General features: G+C 34.9%; 18 protein-coding genes and 1 tRNA gene. 10 read left to right on the top strand and 9 right to left on the bottom strand.

Going from position 1 to position 14,346, the window contains the following annotated elements; all coding sequences use genetic code 11:
• The first annotated feature begins 14 nt into the window (after nt 1-14).
• A complete protein-coding gene (locus OPR48_RS05795; protein ID WP_265025812.1) occupies nt 15-197 on the top strand; it encodes a hypothetical protein in 183 nt (60 codons plus the stop codon).
• Here the strand turns inward: OPR48_RS05795 and OPR48_RS05790 are convergent.
• A complete protein-coding gene (locus OPR48_RS05790) occupies nt 149-1,612 on the bottom strand; it encodes a lipase family protein (protein WP_265025811.1) in 1,464 nt (487 codons plus the stop codon). The genes OPR48_RS05795 and OPR48_RS05790 overlap by 49 nt on opposite strands.
• 327 nt (nt 1,613-1,939) lie before the next feature.
• Here OPR48_RS05790 and OPR48_RS05785 point away from each other — a divergent pair, with 327 nt between their 5' ends.
• The 5 genes from OPR48_RS05785 (at nt 1,940) to OPR48_RS05765 (ending at nt 5,495) form a co-directional block, all read left to right on the top strand.
• Nucleotides 1,940-3,889 carry a WD0745 family porin gene (locus OPR48_RS05785; protein WP_265025810.1) on the top strand — a complete coding sequence of 650 codons (1,950 nt, stop codon included), beginning with the start codon at nt 1,940-1,942 and terminating at the stop codon, nt 3,887-3,889.
• 113 nt (nt 3,890-4,002) lie between these two features.
• Complete coding sequence (locus OPR48_RS05780) at nt 4,003-4,227, top strand: ParD-like family protein (RefSeq protein WP_265025809.1); 225 nt, start codon at nt 4,003-4,005, stop codon at nt 4,225-4,227.
• A 32-nt stretch (nt 4,228-4,259) separates the two neighbouring features.
• Entirely contained in the window at nt 4,260-4,502 is a 243-nt protein-coding gene (locus tag OPR48_RS05775) for a type II toxin-antitoxin system RelE/ParE family toxin (RefSeq protein WP_265025808.1), read from the top strand.
• 68 nt (nt 4,503-4,570) lie between these two features.
• Entirely contained in the window at nt 4,571-5,377 is an 807-nt protein-coding gene (locus OPR48_RS05770) for a DUF2163 domain-containing protein (protein ID WP_265025807.1), read from the top strand.
• 31 nt (nt 5,378-5,408) lie between these two features.
• Nucleotides 5,409-5,495 (top strand) — tRNA-Ser (locus OPR48_RS05765).
• Between the two features lie 260 nt (nt 5,496-5,755).
• Here the strand turns inward: OPR48_RS05765 and OPR48_RS05760 are convergent.
• Nucleotides 5,756-6,799: a class I SAM-dependent methyltransferase gene (locus OPR48_RS05760; protein WP_265025806.1), complete on the bottom strand. Its 1,044-nt coding sequence runs from the start codon at nt 6,797-6,799 to the stop codon at nt 5,756-5,758.
• Nucleotides 6,800-6,900: 101 nt separating this feature from the next.
• Here OPR48_RS05760 and OPR48_RS05755 point away from each other — a divergent pair, with 101 nt between their 5' ends.
• Together OPR48_RS05755 and OPR48_RS05750 are read left to right on the top strand one after the other, a co-directional pair.
• Complete coding sequence (locus OPR48_RS05755) at nt 6,901-7,272, top strand: hypothetical protein (RefSeq protein ID WP_370273656.1); 372 nt, start codon at nt 6,901-6,903, stop codon at nt 7,270-7,272.
• The gene (locus OPR48_RS05750; protein WP_007549418.1) at nt 7,273-7,557 is read left to right on the top strand and encodes a DUF2610 domain-containing protein; all 285 of its coding nucleotides are present in this window, start codon (nt 7,273-7,275) and stop codon (nt 7,555-7,557) included. It begins immediately after the preceding gene.
• A 6-nt stretch (nt 7,558-7,563) separates the two neighbouring features.
• Here the strand turns inward: OPR48_RS05750 and dapD are convergent, their stop codons facing one another.
• On the bottom strand, nt 7,564-8,394 hold the full coding sequence (dapD, locus tag OPR48_RS05745; protein WP_265025805.1) for a 2,3,4,5-tetrahydropyridine-2,6-dicarboxylate N-succinyltransferase: 831 nt from the start codon (nt 8,392-8,394) through the stop codon (nt 7,564-7,566).
• A gap of 73 nt (nt 8,395-8,467) precedes the next feature.
• Between dapD and OPR48_RS05740 the strand changes: the two genes are divergently transcribed.
• Nucleotides 8,468-8,896, top strand: coding sequence for a zinc-ribbon domain-containing protein (locus OPR48_RS05740; RefSeq protein WP_265025804.1), 429 nt, complete (start codon nt 8,468-8,470; stop codon nt 8,894-8,896).
• A 103-nt stretch (nt 8,897-8,999) separates the two neighbouring features.
• Nucleotides 9,000-9,680 carry a ribulose-phosphate 3-epimerase gene (gene rpe / locus OPR48_RS05735; RefSeq protein ID WP_265025803.1) on the top strand — a complete coding sequence of 227 codons (681 nt, stop codon included), beginning with the start codon at nt 9,000-9,002 and terminating at the stop codon, nt 9,678-9,680.
• Between the two features lie 338 nt (nt 9,681-10,018).
• Here the strand turns inward: rpe and OPR48_RS05730 are convergent, their stop codons facing one another.
• The 6 genes from OPR48_RS05730 to OPR48_RS05705 all read right to left on the bottom strand — a co-directional run bounded on the left by OPR48_RS05730 (nt 10,019) and on the right by OPR48_RS05705 (nt 14,285).
• Entirely contained in the window at nt 10,019-10,174 is a 156-nt protein-coding gene (locus OPR48_RS05730; protein WP_265025802.1) for a hypothetical protein, read from the bottom strand.
• Complete coding sequence (locus OPR48_RS05725) at nt 10,171-11,127, bottom strand: IS5 family transposase (protein WP_265025515.1); 957 nt, start codon at nt 11,125-11,127, stop codon at nt 10,171-10,173. Before OPR48_RS05725 ends, OPR48_RS05730 begins: the two co-directional genes overlap by 4 nt.
• Nucleotides 11,112-11,252, bottom strand: coding sequence for a hypothetical protein (locus tag OPR48_RS05720; protein WP_265025801.1), 141 nt, complete (start codon nt 11,250-11,252; stop codon nt 11,112-11,114). The genes OPR48_RS05725 and OPR48_RS05720 overlap by 16 nt, the downstream gene beginning before the upstream one ends.
• 178 nt (nt 11,253-11,430) lie before the next feature.
• Nucleotides 11,431-13,704, bottom strand: a complete 2,274-nt coding sequence (gene pnp, locus OPR48_RS05715; RefSeq protein WP_265025800.1) for a polyribonucleotide nucleotidyltransferase — start codon at nt 13,702-13,704, stop codon at nt 11,431-11,433.
• Between the two features lie 14 nt (nt 13,705-13,718).
• Nucleotides 13,719-13,991: a 30S ribosomal protein S15 gene (rpsO, locus tag OPR48_RS05710; protein WP_006279944.1), complete on the bottom strand. Its 273-nt coding sequence runs from the start codon at nt 13,989-13,991 to the stop codon at nt 13,719-13,721.
• Between the two features lie 12 nt (nt 13,992-14,003).
• A complete protein-coding gene (locus OPR48_RS05705) occupies nt 14,004-14,285 on the bottom strand; it encodes a hypothetical protein (protein ID WP_265025799.1) in 282 nt (93 codons plus the stop codon).
• Nucleotides 14,286-14,346 lie beyond the last annotated feature (61 nt).

Below are 14,346 nucleotides of genomic sequence, written 5' to 3'. Positions count from 1 at the left end.
ATTTATAATGAATTTTGTCAGTAGCCACCAGATTTTTTCGGTTGCTATGCAACAAAGCCATCCCAGTGTCTGGGCACTGGGATGACACCATTTATTGTAAGGACTTACCTCACATTTACTCTATGATTATCTTTTTAGATCACCTTGTCTACCTATTTTGCCACTCTGCTGAACGGATACAGAAGAGTGGCAAATAACTTGTGGTGGAAAGTTTTGTATTGAATTTAAATGAACAGATATTATGGAGCAATCTAACAATTGCTCCATAATAGTAGCCACCTATTGCTGGGAAACTTTCATGTGCTATCTGCTCAACTTCTACTTGTTCAACCTGAGAAGAACTTTTTAATTTATTATCTTGATATTCCTTTTTTACTTTCTCAAAAAAATTTGATTCGCCAAAAATATAATTTTGGAAATTGGCAAAATAATGTTGAGCATTACCTCCAAGCACACAGCTAATTCGACTTAATGCTCTAGCAGGATAGTAAAAGAGAGATACGTTATTATTTGACTTGAAATCACTTTCATCCATCATCTTAATAGCTTCATGATAACCATCTATTCCATGAAAATAATCTATACCAGAATATCCTTCTGGTGTTGGTACTCTTAATTGTGCACCTACGTGAGCATAACCAAACGAACCAGGTAATACTGCTGGCACTGGATCTTGCCTGTGGTGAGTGACCCTTATGGTTTTTTCCTGAAGAGCGTAATTATAAATTTCACTAGCAGTAAGGTCAAAAACCCTTGGATCAGCAAAAGTTGCAACATGAACATCTTCAGCGCCTTCTTTTTTGTTGAGGCATAAAGCAGCTATCTTAGCAATAGCTCCTCCCATGCTATGACCTGTGAGATTAATTCTAAAATCTTTTATTTCTGATTTTTGTTTTTCAGCATGAGATTTCAAAATGCCATAAAGATTAGGCCATGAATCTTGAAACGAATTATTAAAGCCACGATGCATTCTTCCACCTTCAGGTAAAAGTTCTGAGGGAGTAAAAAACAAATTGAGATCAGTGATTCCATCGTTTAAGCCCGATAAGCCATATTCTAATGGATTTTTTAAACGAGTACCATGGTAAGCTATTGTTATTTCTTTATCTTTTATAAAAACATGACCAGCATCTTTTTCGAATCCATTACCAAATGGAATAATTTCATAACCTTCACTAATAAGTTCAGCTCTAGTTTTATACATTTTTTCAGTGGATGGAATAATTTCAAAATCTTCTACAACTTTAAATTCAGTTTTGTATACTCCTTCAGCTAAGTTGTGACATCTTTTTTCACTTAGCTTATTGTCGTCATCGCCATAGCTTATTTTACAGAAATTACTCATTTCCAATAATTTCTCTTTATTAAATCCTGCAATTTCTGCAATACTTTCATCTATTTGGTAAGAAGAAGGTAAAGAATGTGGTTCATTTGGGTCAGCAGGATTTATAAATTCATAATCTTCAATGATCTCAAACTCATCATCCACCTTATATTTGCCGTTATCTGCTAAGATGGAGCTTGATTGTTCAACATCACCTAATTGTGAATCTATACTACTTGCACTAGTACCTGTGGTGCTAAACCAATTGCGTAAAAAACTAAAATCCATAACTACCTTAATCTACTATCAGCTAAACAATTTATTTAACTATAATGTAGATTAATATTATTGTCAATAGTATTTTCTATAATCTTTCTATTGCTAGAATAAAAAAATTTTACTTCCATAGAATAAATATAGAGTTATAATGCACTAACAAGCGAACCTCTGTACTAAATTTTGGTTAATATACACGTTGAGCGTATTAAGAAAGTTGCTTTTAAGGTATTGCATTTTACTTTTATTTTCGTTATAAGGTTGCTTTAAGTTGAATTTTCAACATTTTTATACTATTTACATTTAAGATATGATTTCGAAATTTTTTGGGGGCACTTCATGAAAAAATCTATTTATACTAGAACTGCTCTAGCTTCTCTATTAACTTTATATTCTTTCAGCGGCTTTGCAGCTGACTTTCCTGATGAGAGTATGAAGGAAATAAAAAAGCAAGAGAGCACAAAAACTTCTGGAAAAACAGAAGTTATGAAAACATCAAATAAAAAACTGAAAGAAAAGATGGACAGAATATGTAATGCTGATCCAAGAAAAAAAGCTGAAGAGCTTAAGAAAAAGGAGGAGATGAGATTAGCAGCCGAGCAGAAGAAAAAAGAGGAGATCAGGCTAGCAAATGAGAAAAAAGCAAAGCTTATAGAGGATTCAAAAGCGAAAGCTCTAAGCGCTAAGAATTCTAATATAGAAAAAGGTAAAGTTTCAAAAACTAAGCGTTCTAAAACTAAGAATGCTAAAGTTGAAGCTAAAGATGTAAAGAAGGATGTAAAAGTTGTTAATCAAAATACAGAGAAAAAAGGTAAGGCAAGTCCTGTTGTTTCAGTTGGTGGAGTTGATGTTATCGATACCAACCAAGGGCAAAGTAATTTAAGAATAACTTTTGGCGGTGTTGTTGATGCTCAAGGTTATGGTAAAGCTGGGCCAAGTGGTAAAGAGTATGAACGTTATAACGTTATGCCAAACAGATCTACAGAGTATTATAATGCCATTTTAGATATAGCAAAAGGAGCAAATCCAATATTCTATGAAGGAATAGGAAATATTGGTGATTACAGCAACGATATGGGTATGATTGCTGACGCGATATTGCACCTCAGAGCAGAAAATAAGAATGAAGATTTAGGTCTTCTTTATGGTGCTGACGTGCAGTTTCATGTTCCAGTGACCGAAGGTAAGGGAGCTTCACAGGGTGTTTATGCTGCAAAAGGCAGAAGTGCGCATGTGTTTGTTAACTCAAAATATGGTGACGTGAAGCTTGGTTACCAATTTGGTCCTGAGGCTCTAATGAGACTTGATGCAACAAGAATTGCAACTGTTGACGGAGCTGCAGATAGTGACTGGTTCAGAAAAGTGAACTTAGAAGGAAGCGCTGCTAGCTTTCCATTTTATGTAACACCACGTCTTTACACTGAAAGTTTTTCGAGTGAAAGTGAAAAATTCTCTTTCCGTATGGCAGGGAAATATAACAAAGGCGTTATGACTACACTGCCGTTTAGAGTTGCTTACTACTCACCAAATTATATGGGCGCAAGGTTTGGTGTTAGCTATTCACCTCGCTATGATAGTAGTTTATTTGTTATAAAGGATGGTGATGACATAAAACATGTCGGTCCAGATTATGAGCATATAGTAAGTGCTGGTGCATCATATGAATATGACTTTGATAAATATAATGTAAAAGTTAAAACTTCTGCAGTTGGTGAGTATGGTCAAGCGAAAAAACCAAATAAAGATAAGCGTGTTTATGATGAATATGTAGAGTACAATGACCTTATGGGTGTTAATTTGGGTGTAAGCGCTGATTATAAGATTAATGAAGACCAAGGCGTAAAATTTGCTGCTTCTTTTGCATACTTGGGCAAATCTGGTCAACCAAAAGGTATTAAAGGACTAGAAATAGATGCTGACGATAAAATTGTAGAATATAAACCGCTTCCTGATACTGACAAAAGAGTGAAAGGGCTGGAAGCTCAATTTGGTAAAGATAGTATAAACACCATGTATTGGACTGTAGGAGCTGGTTATCAACATGAGAATATCTACACAAGTTTGACGTACTTTGGTAGCAGAATGAATGATGGAGATATGCTTCATGATGGTGCACTTGGCGTTCAATATGATCTATCTCCTGCATGCAGTAAGAGCAAATTTGTTCCTTACGCAGCTCTTCATTATTTTATGACTGATGAAAAAGGTGCGCTGAAAGATCAAAATAATGTTGATGTACCTTTTAACCAAGGAGTTCTTTTGCTCACTGGTGTGAAGTTTTCTTTCTAACCAGCTAGTACACACCACAGTTTAATGTGGTGTGTATTTCCAGATGAAAATTATTTATATTGAAAAAATTTCCAATATATGGTATAATAGCTTAAAGTAGAAGTAACAATATCATGGATATAACAGTAAATCTTGATGGAGAATTTGAGAAAATAGTACAGTCTCATTCCATGTTACAAAATCGTTCCGTACCACAACAAATCGAGCATTGGGCTAAAGTTGGTCAAGTTGTTGAAGATAACCCTGAGCTAAGCTATAACATCATTAAAGAAATCCTTTCAGGCATCGAAGATGCAAAATCAGGTGATGTTGAGGAGTATAAATCTACAAAATTTTGAAGGTTCTTCTTACCAACACTTTTAAGCGGTCAATGAAAAAGCTGCATAACAATCAACTACCTAAACTTGAAGAAGCTATCAAGCAAGTCCAAGGAAATCCACATATTGGAGAGCTCAAATCAGGCGACCTTGCAAATGTTCGTGTGTATAAATTTTCCATTTTTAATCAACTTACTTTGTTGGCTTATCTTTATAATGAACAAAATAATGAATTGACACTTCTTGCCCTTGCTCCACATGAGAATTTTTATAGGGATTTGAAGAAACGAATATAGACGAGATTTATTAGCGATTATTGTAGCTATTACTTATCTTTCTCTATCATTATTTATAGGAGGCCACTATGCAAACCACACTAAAAAATCATTTAGCTGGAGAATTACTTACCACCGCTACGTGCTGGAAATTAAAGCTCGCAGGTGGAGAAGTAATGGGATTCACTGACTATGATGAAGATTTAAATATTGATAATATACTCTATAAATCTTCAAGTGGATTTACAGCCAGTAGTATAATATTAAACAGCGATTTAAAAACTGATAATCTAGAAATTGAAGGGATATTAAATAGTGTTGATATTAAAGAAGAAGATGTTTTATCAGGAAAGTACGACTTTGCAAATATTGAGATATTTCTTGTGAATTATAAAGACTTGACCCAGGGGACAATGAATCTACATTCAGGAACTTTTGGTAAAGTGACATTAAGTAGTGGAAGATTTATTGTTGAAATTAGAGGTCTCTCAGCAAAGCTTGAGAGAAGTATAGCAAAATTATACTCTCCTGCATGCAGAGCACAATTTTGCGATGATAAATGTAAAGCCAATACTAAAAAATTTAGTAAAATAAGTACAATCACTAAAGTAATAGATGAAAGAAGATTTGAAGACACGAATTTAACTGAGAGTGATGAATATTATAAGCACGGAGTAGTGAAATTCTTTGGCTCAACAGCGTTTGAAGGTATAGTAAAAGAATATAAAAATAAAGTAGTTACATTGTTTACTTCGCCTTCATACCAAATTTTTGCTGGAGATAAATATTCAATACTTGCAGGTTGCGATAAAACATTTCCAACTTGCAGAAGCAAGTTTAACAATACTGTAAATTTTCGTGGTGAACCCTATATACCAGGTTTTTATATTGTTTAGCAGTACAATTTTCAATATTATGAATAAGCATGGAAAGGTGGCTGAGTGGTCTAAAGCACACGCTTGGAAAGCGTGCACATATGAAAATATGTCGGGGGTTCGAATCCCCCCTTTTCCGTATATTACTTCTAGAATGGTATAAAACCCTCGGTCGCGCGCGCAACTCTATTCCTATAGTGAGTAGCTCCCTATTATCTCATTTATATCATATTTTTAACTTACCCAATAACATAAATTACTTTAGCTATGCTATAGCTAAAGTGACTTAGGTTTACCTACAATTTGAAAAACAACAAATTCGTCATTCCGCTACTAGTTAGCGGCTGAGATACCGCGAATGAATCGCGGTATGACGTAGGGAAACCTTTCTTGGGCTAGCTATATCAATAGCATTGCTTTAAAAAGAGTGCCCATATTTTCAGTCAACCTTAGGAATTCACTAAAGATCCTATTCCTTTGTTCATCACTTGCGCTTTTCATTAAAGCCTGGGTTCTTTCTTTTATGCCAAAAAGATATAAAAATTCCCTTTGAGTTAAAATCTCGCAATCTACGTGTTTTAATGAATCTTTTAATGCTTGAAAATTTACAAGTGCGGTAATATCACTATTACCAACATTCTCAAGAAAATTAGCATACTTATGTTGTTTTATCGATTGCAAAGTGCTCTTATACGCGGGGTATACATAACCGTAATCTATAATCAAAGCAGCTCCTTTATGATTATATATCTTCTTCTCAAGTTTTTTTAATATTTCAACCCCAGTTGAACATATTTCCACCACTGCACCATCGAAACCCCCTGTCATGCAAGTAGCTGACACTGGAATCCATGATTCTTTTTTTCTGGATTCCAGTGTCACGCACTGGCATGACACCAAGAGACTGCCATCATCTTGTTTTGTCACCCTATTTTCATACCACCCCTCATTACGATATACAAACTGATCTATCGGAAGAGCGTCAAAGAACTCATTTGCTAAAAAAATGGTTGGTTGTTCTGGTAGGTTGTCAATATTTTTGTGCCAATTAACATCTAAGCCTTTTAATTTTTCCTTTTGTATCTTCCGTAAAGTAGGGCTTATTTCAACTAAGTGGATCAACATTGAATTAAAAAAGCTGCTGTATTTTTTAGTGACTCTTATTATATCGTGAATGAGTGTTCCTTTGCCTGGTCCAAGTTCAACTAGAGAAAATTTTGATGGCTTTCCTAATTTTTCCCATGTATGCATTATCCAAACTGCAATTACTTCACCAAATAATTGGCTGATCTCAGGTGCGGTAGTAAAATCACCATCCTTACCAAGTGGTAATTTATTCGTATAATAGCCGTATTTTTCATGGTACAAAACGGCATTCATGAAATCACTGATGGATATTGATCCTTGACTTTTGTCAATTAATTCGTGTATATAAGTGAGCATGTTATTAATAAATGTTTAACTATAGTGTGCCATAATATAAAATAGTAGAGTATTTATATATATAGTATAAACTTAAGTTTGTGAGTAATAGTGCTTCAGTTATGGACGACAAAAACACCGATTATGTTGCCCTTATACCTCAAGATGATAGTATTGAATACAAATTTGAAGAAGCTGTCAATTTTATAGAAAACAAGGTTATAAATGCTGACGGGTTAACTTTAGCAGAGGTATTTCAAGTGCTAGTTCAAATGCTAAATGGTGATCTAGAATTGGTAAAAAAAGTACTAGCATATGCTAATATTATGGCAAAGCATGGAATGAAGGTAGCAAAAGAGTCGCAATTAAGCAGAGCTGATGTTCGCCGAGCTTTGGAAGGTAAAGAAAGTGTTGTCAATAGACAAGATTTTATAAAGAAACCACCTCTTCCACCTGCTATAAAATCGACCAAAAAGAAAAGTAGAGGTCTTTAGATGGCTGAATCTATAAAAAAATTTACTGTACAATGTGACTTCAAAGGGCAAAGTTCACCTTTTGCAATATATATAGGAAATCCAAAAAGTGATGCTCATCCAATTCATCATCAAGATTCCTGGCTTGTAAAAGAACGTGGAGGGAATATCCCTAATAAAGTAAAAGAAAGTCTACAAAAATTATATAAATTATCTCAAGAAAATGGAGTCTCTTTCTCAGAGCTATGCGCGTATGCCATTACTGTGGTTAGTAATAATGATAAAAAAAGTGACGACAAGCAGTGAGATAGTTTAATCCCTCAATATTTCATTTATAGAGACTTTCGATCTCGTCTTTTCATCCACTTTTTTTACTATGACTGCACAATAGGTTGAAATGTTATTTTTAGATGGAATAGACCCTGGTATCACTACAGAATAAGGCGGCACTTCGCCATAAAATACCTTGCTAGTTTCTCTATCAATAATTTTTGTTGATGCCCCAATAAACACACCCATGCCAAGGACTGATCCTTCTCTCACTACCACACCCTCGGCCACCTCGCTACGTGCTCCAATAAAGCAATTATCTTCTATAATGACAGGTGAAGCTTGAATAGGCTCTAAAACTCCACCTATTCCCACTCCACCGGAAATATGGCAGTTTTTTCCTATTTGCGCACAGCTACCAATCGTTGACCAGGTATCTATCATTGTTCCTGAATCAACATATGCACCAACGTTAATAAAACTTGGCATTAGAACAACATTTGTACCTATATAAGCAGATCGGCGAACAAAACACCCAGGAACTGCTCTAATTTTTAACCGGCGAAATTTTTCCTCATTCCATTCACTAAACTTGTTACCGATCTTGTCAAACCAGCAATTGGTATTGTCTATTATTTTGCTTTCTTCAGTGAGAAAATGTAATAATATTGCCTGCTTTATCCACTTATGTACTACCCATTCTCCACTTGATAGCTTTTCTGCTACTCTAATTTTGCCACTATCAAGGAGCTCAATTACCTCTTTAATTGCTATTCTTGCTGTTTTCTTTAGATTACAGTCATTAAATTTTTCTCTATTTTTCCAAATATCTTTTATCTCACTCTGTGTTTTTTTTAGTTGCAAACCTTCCATTTGTTATATATATATTGATATTAAATTTATAGCTCGTATCATTTGGGCTTGTTACTACTTATATGTAAGTGCTATGAAAATACAATGTAATAGTTGTACTAAAACTTACTTAGTATCTCCTAAGCAAATTGGCGCGTCTGGAAGGAAGGTAAAATGTACGAACTGCAATCACATATGGCATGAATATCTAGAAGAAGTGTCAAACAAATCGCACTCTGCTAATATACAGGAAAAAAAAGTTAGTGGAAGGAATTTTTTACAAAATCTAGCATTTACCACTCTAGCTTTTGCAACAGCTACGGGGTTATGCGTCGTAATTGCTAATGGCATCTTTCCTAGAGAGATGAACAAAGCATACAAAACGATCAGCTCATATAAGGATTCAATAGGCTATAAATTAGGGTACAAAAAAGAACAAACAGAAAGTCCAAATGTAAAAAAACTTGCTGTAAATAAGTTTTATCAAGACTACCTTTTTTTATCTAATTTAAGATCTAGTTAAATAGGCATACCGATATCGGTATCCAGTTCCTCTAGTTATTCAGATGGTGCTTAGGGTGACAGAGTTTTAAAAATAAGTTATTTTTTAGCAAAAAAGGCAGCTCATGAGTATTAAAATTGCACCTTCTATACTTTCAGCAGACTTTGCAAAATTAGGAGAAGAAGTAAGAAAAATTAGCGATTTAGGTGTAGATTACATACACATAGACGTTATGGATGGGAATTTCGTTCCAAATATTACAATTGGTCCTAGCGTTGTCTCTGCAATACGTAAATATAGCAATCTTCCTTTTGATGTGCATTTAATGGTCAAATCTCCTGGTAACCACATTGAAAGCTTTATAAATGCTGGTGCTGATATTATCACTGTACATGCAGAAGCAGAGATACATCTTGAGAGGTTGATAAGAAAGATAAAGTCATACAAAAATGTAAACGATGCAAAAAAACCGATTCAAGTTGGAGTTTCAATTGTTCCTTCAACTTCCCCAAGTGTGCTTGAATACATAATACATGAGCTAGATATTGTACTGATTATGACAGTCAACCCTGGCTTTGGAGGGCAGGAATTTATTCATTCACAGTTGAACAAGATATCTACTATAAAAAAAATGATACAGGAGCATAATCTTAAAACACAAATTTCAGTAGATGGTGGAATTAACTTTTCTAACGCAGCTGATATAATAAAAGCAGGTGCAGATATTTTAGTTGCGGGATCGGCGATATTCAAGGCTGAAGATATTAAGAAGGCCGTAAACGATCTTAAAAATCCATCGTTGTGACCCTATATAGCTAGCTACGTCATACCGCCGCGGCGCATAAGTGTTGAAAGTGCAATCACACAAGGTGATTAATGGTATGTAAATCTCCTCTTGATATCAACCTTCGTTGTTGGGAAAGCAGATAAACCACGTCGAAAATTCGCTTAAACCTTCTAACCACAGGCAAAAAGGCGCTTTTTTAATTTATTTTATTACCATTGAAATTTATGCCGTTAACCACCTTATATAATGCCACTTATAGCACTTTCAACACTTATGCGCCGCGGCGCTAACACGTAGCGGAATGTTGGCAAACCTAAGATCTTTAGCTAGTTAACACAAACCATTTCTGTATCCGTTCAGCAGAGTGGCAAAATAGGTAGACAAGGTGATCTAAAAAGATAATCATAGAGTAAATGTGAGTTACAATAAATGGTGTCATCCCAGTGCCCAGACACTGGGATGGCTTTGTTGCATCGCACCTTATACTGGTAGTAATTTACGATAAATATCATGTAGCCATTTCAAATTTAGCCATACCAATTTCAGTAAATTGATTAAGCAAATAGCACTTAATCAGCAATTCTTTTTCGCGATTTACTTCGGATTTATTCCTAAAGCTGAATCCAAATATTTGCTTTAATCTTGAGAAAAACCCTTCAATATAAGATCTTTTCCCATAATTTACTTCTTTTTTCCATTCTTTCACGCCATCTTCACCGTATAATTTTATTAACCTAATAGCAGCATTTCTGTCAGACATATAATCTATTTCTGGATGTTCTGCCGCATTGTTTATTGGTGGAATTTTTGCCTTTATATCATATTCGTGACACAATTTGTAAAACTTGTGCCTATCATATGCCCTATCTGCATATAGTGCTTTTATGATATGCTGAAAATTAACTTCTTTAAGCAAATCGCAAGCTCCATAGTGATCAGAGTAGACACCGTTACTGTATTTTACAGCTATGGCTTTTTTGCTGTTTATATTCAACATTACATGCAATTTTCTTGTCTGTTCATAGCCACGATATTTTCTGTTAGCGCTATTTTCCTTGCTGTGACCAGGGGTATTGTTGTAAATGCTGATACCTGTACTATCTATAGCAATTTCGATGTCTTCCATATTATTTTTATCAATTCTGCAATCATTGATCTTAATATTAAGTTTCTTAAACCTTCTTGATGCTTGTGAATAGCTGATAACTGCTAAATCTCTTCCTATTTGTTGCATATATCCTTTTATAAACCCCACCGTTTGTCTTAAACCAATTCTAAAAAGATTGACAATTATATGCACCAAAATCACAACTTTATCACTGTAAATATAGTTGCCGCCTTGCATTTTTGGACTATTTTCATACCAATTTTCTATGGCTTCATTGATATAATGAAAAATATTTCCTCTTTCCTGGAGAAATTTGTTATATTCATTTTGGTTACTGACTTTCATTTTCTGTGGCATATTTTTTCTTCAACAGTTAAATGGTTATTTATAATGAATTTTGTCAGTAGCCACCAGATTTTTTCGGTTGCTATGCAACAAAGCCATCCCAGTGTCAAACACTGGGATGACAAGAAAGGGAGCACTGGAATTTTTGCTTCAATATTTGCACATTAGCCACTTCCCTGAACAGATACTCAATATTTGCACATTAGCCACTCCCCTGAACAGATACCCATTTCTATTATCTACCAATTTGAAAAAGTCTCTGGTCCAAGTAGTCAAGCTACTTGGATGACGAGAGGTAACGCAAGAAGTTTACTCTTAATAAAAACCTGATGATGAATCATTATTACCAAATTTCGGCCTGTTTCTGTTGCTGAAACCAGAACGAGGACGAGGAGGCCTCTTATGGTGACTTCCTCCAGGTTTTCTATTAAATGAATTATTGTAATAATTATCCCTGTCATTTGAACCATCTTTCCTTTCCTCGTTGTAAAGCTCACCTTCAAAAAACTCTCCCGTCTCTTGATCAACCCGACGTCTTGACAACTTTGGACATCCACCTTTTTCGAAGTCAATTACTAGTGCTTTGAAAGTATCATCTTGTTTAAGTATGCTCTCTATAGAATCTATGTGTTCATTAGCTACTTCACTTATGTGCATTTTTCCTTTTCTGCCATTAAGAAATTCAAGCTCTACAATAGACTTCTCTATTCTTACAACCTTGACATCAACTATAGAACCTTGTTCTAGTTCTGTTATTGAATCAATCATCATACTCTTTGCAATTTCAGCTTCAGTGCCACTCGTGGCAAAAACAGAAACTTTACCATCATCTCCTATTTCAATTTTTGCATTACTTCTTTCACACACACTGCGTATATTTTTTCCTTTAGCACCAATAGCTGCAGAAATTTTATCTTTATCTATGTAAAATGATAACATTCTTGGTGCATGGTCTTTGACATCATCACTGTGTTCTGAAATCACTGCATTCATTTTTTCTAAAATATGTAATCTTCCAGCTTTTGCCTGTTCTAAAGATTTTTCAACAATTTCAAAGCTTATACCAGAGATTTTCATATCCATTTGTAGTGCCGTAACCCCTTCACTAGTTCCTGCTACTTTAAAGTCCATATCACCAAGATAATCTTCATCACCCAATATATCGGAAAGTATCACATACTCGTCTTTATCTTTAATAAGGCCCATAGCAACTCCAGCAACAGGGGCCTTTATTGGCACACCCGTATCCATTAAAGCAAGAGAAGTCCCACAAACTGTTGCCATAGAAGAAGAACCATCAGACTCCAAAATTTCGGACACTACTCTTATTGTATAAGGAAATTCAGATTTATCGGGTAAAACAGGATGAATTGCTTTCCAAGCAAGTTTACCGTGACCAATTTCTCTTCTTCCAGGTGGACGTCCAGTAGAAATTTCTCCAACAGAAAAAGGAGGAAAATTATAATGTAACATAAAGTGCTCACGTCTATCCCCTTCAATATCATCCACGATTTGCTCATCTTGCGTAGTGCCAAGAGCAGTAACAACCAGCGCCTGAGTGTTACCTCTGGTAAACAACGCAGAACCGTGAGTCTTGGATAGAACATCAACTTCAATTTCTATCTGACGTATTTCATCATGCTTACGACCGTCTATCCTTACACCTTTCTTTCTAATTATTTCACGTACTAAAGATCTTTCGAAGTTTTTTACTGCATACGTAATTAACTTTTCGTCTTTTCCAGCTTCCTTAAGAGCATTCAATATATTATCTCTGATCGCTTCTAGAGCTTGAACTCGCTCTTGTTTTACTGTTTGTGAATATGCTTTCTCAAAATCTTTACCGTGTTTTTCAAGCTCTTGTGTTATATCTGATATATCAACAGGAGCAAAGCTTTCAGGTTTATTGCCAACTGTATCAGCAAACTCTTTTATGAGCTCAATGACAGGCTTAAGGTGTTCATGGCCAAATTTTATTGCATTAAAAACATTTTCTTCAGAGAGCTCTTTCACTTCTGATTCAATCATTAAAATTGAATTTTCATCACCAGACAAAAATAGATCCAAGCTGCTTGCTTTCATCTCTTGAACAGAAGGGTTGAGTATATAGTTATTATTTTCATCACAACCAACCATCACTCCAGCTATAGTAAAGTAAAAAGGAACACCAGAAATTGTAAGAGCTGCAACAGTACCAATCAATGCTGGCACTTCAGGAGGATTGACTGTATCATAAGTTAATAGATTGCACACCACACTAACTTCATCATTAAATCCTTCTGGAAATAGTGGTCTTATACTTCTATCTATTACTCTTGAGATTAAAGTTTCTCTATCAGATGGCTTGCCTTCTCTTTTAAAAAAGCCACCAGGGATCTTACCCATGGCATAGCTTTTTGCGATAAACTGTACATTTAAAGGTAGGAAATCAACATTTTCTTCCTTCTTTTTACTTACAACAGTTACTAAAACAGAAGTATTACCGTAATTTACAACTACTGAACCATGAGCTTGGCGTGCTATTTTTCCTGTTTCTAAAGATAAGGTACGACCACCCCACTCTATAGATTTTTTTATAATTTTAAACATACTAAATTCCTCGATTATTTTCTAATGCCTAACTTCTCTATTAATTCCTGATAGGCTTCATTACCAAATTTACGCTTTATATAATTTAAGTGCTTGCGTCTTCTACCTATCAATATAAGTAAACCACGCTTAGAGTGATGGTCATGCTTGTGCACTTTAAAATGCTCAGTTAAATTACTGATCCTCTCGGTCAAAATTGCACATTGTACAAAAGATGAACCTGTATCATCTTCTTTAATTGCATATATATTTATCAAACTCTTTTTCTTTTCGGATGTTATCGACATCTAAACCTCATTTTAAATATTAAAAACACGAATAGGTTTCACACAACCATAAATAAAACTGCAGATTGCAATAGGTACACTACCCACTATCGTACAACAAGTATCATAATTCTTTAAATTACGCAAGTTATTTAATACAATTTCCTGACCTTTTCTGATTTCCCCAGCATCTTCTAGGGAAATTTCAACTTTGAACATCGATTTTAAAGCCGATTCAATGGGGATAACGAAACTTTTTGCACTACTCCCTGTCGCTCTATTACCTTCTATTACTTCAGTATCACCTTTTGTCATCGGAGTAGCTTGAATACTTGGATCCAGCTAAGTTGGTGAGCATAAAAGTATAGCTAATGCG

It is taken from the genome of Wolbachia endosymbiont (group A) of Bibio marci, from assembly GCF_947251645.1.
GTDB lineage: Bacteria > Pseudomonadota > Alphaproteobacteria > Rickettsiales > Anaplasmataceae > Wolbachia.
This window is presented reverse-complemented; position numbering and strand designations above follow the sequence as displayed.

Coding starts and splice junctions, on each gene's coding strand:
- OPR48_RS05790 (WP_265025811.1), bottom strand. CDS start 1,612: ATGGATTTTAGTTTTTTACGCAATTGGTTTAGCACCACAGGTACTAGT.
- OPR48_RS05785 (WP_265025810.1), top strand. CDS start 1,940: ATGAAAAAATCTATTTATACTAGAACTGCTCTAGCTTCTCTATTAACT.
- OPR48_RS05780 (WP_265025809.1), top strand. CDS start 4,003: ATGGATATAACAGTAAATCTTGATGGAGAATTTGAGAAAATAGTACAG.
- OPR48_RS05775 (WP_265025808.1), top strand. CDS start 4,260: ATGAAAAAGCTGCATAACAATCAACTACCTAAACTTGAAGAAGCTATC.
- OPR48_RS05770 (WP_265025807.1), top strand. CDS start 4,571: ATGCAAACCACACTAAAAAATCATTTAGCTGGAGAATTACTTACCACC.
- OPR48_RS05760 (WP_265025806.1), bottom strand. CDS start 6,799: ATGCTCACTTATATACACGAATTAATTGACAAAAGTCAAGGATCAATA.
- OPR48_RS05755 (WP_370273656.1), top strand. CDS start 6,901: ATGGACGACAAAAACACCGATTATGTTGCCCTTATACCTCAAGATGAT.
- OPR48_RS05750 (WP_007549418.1), top strand. CDS start 7,273: ATGGCTGAATCTATAAAAAAATTTACTGTACAATGTGACTTCAAAGGG.
- dapD (WP_265025805.1), bottom strand. CDS start 8,394: ATGGAAGGTTTGCAACTAAAAAAAACACAGAGTGAGATAAAAGATATT.
- OPR48_RS05740 (WP_265025804.1), top strand. CDS start 8,468: ATGAAAATACAATGTAATAGTTGTACTAAAACTTACTTAGTATCTCCT.
- rpe (WP_265025803.1), top strand. CDS start 9,000: ATGAGTATTAAAATTGCACCTTCTATACTTTCAGCAGACTTTGCAAAA.
- OPR48_RS05730 (WP_265025802.1), bottom strand. CDS start 10,174: ATGATATTTATCGTAAATTACTACCAGTATAAGGTGCGATGCAACAAA.
- OPR48_RS05725 (WP_265025515.1), bottom strand. CDS start 11,127: ATGCCACAGAAAATGAAAGTCAGTAACCAAAATGAATATAACAAATTT.
- pnp (WP_265025800.1), bottom strand. CDS start 13,704: ATGTTTAAAATTATAAAAAAATCTATAGAGTGGGGTGGTCGTACCTTA.
- rpsO (WP_006279944.1), bottom strand. CDS start 13,991: ATGTCGATAACATCCGAAAAGAAAAAGAGTTTGATAAATATATATGCA.
- OPR48_RS05705 (WP_265025799.1), bottom strand. CDS start 14,285: ATGACAAAAGGTGATACTGAAGTAATAGAAGGTAATAGAGCGACAGGG.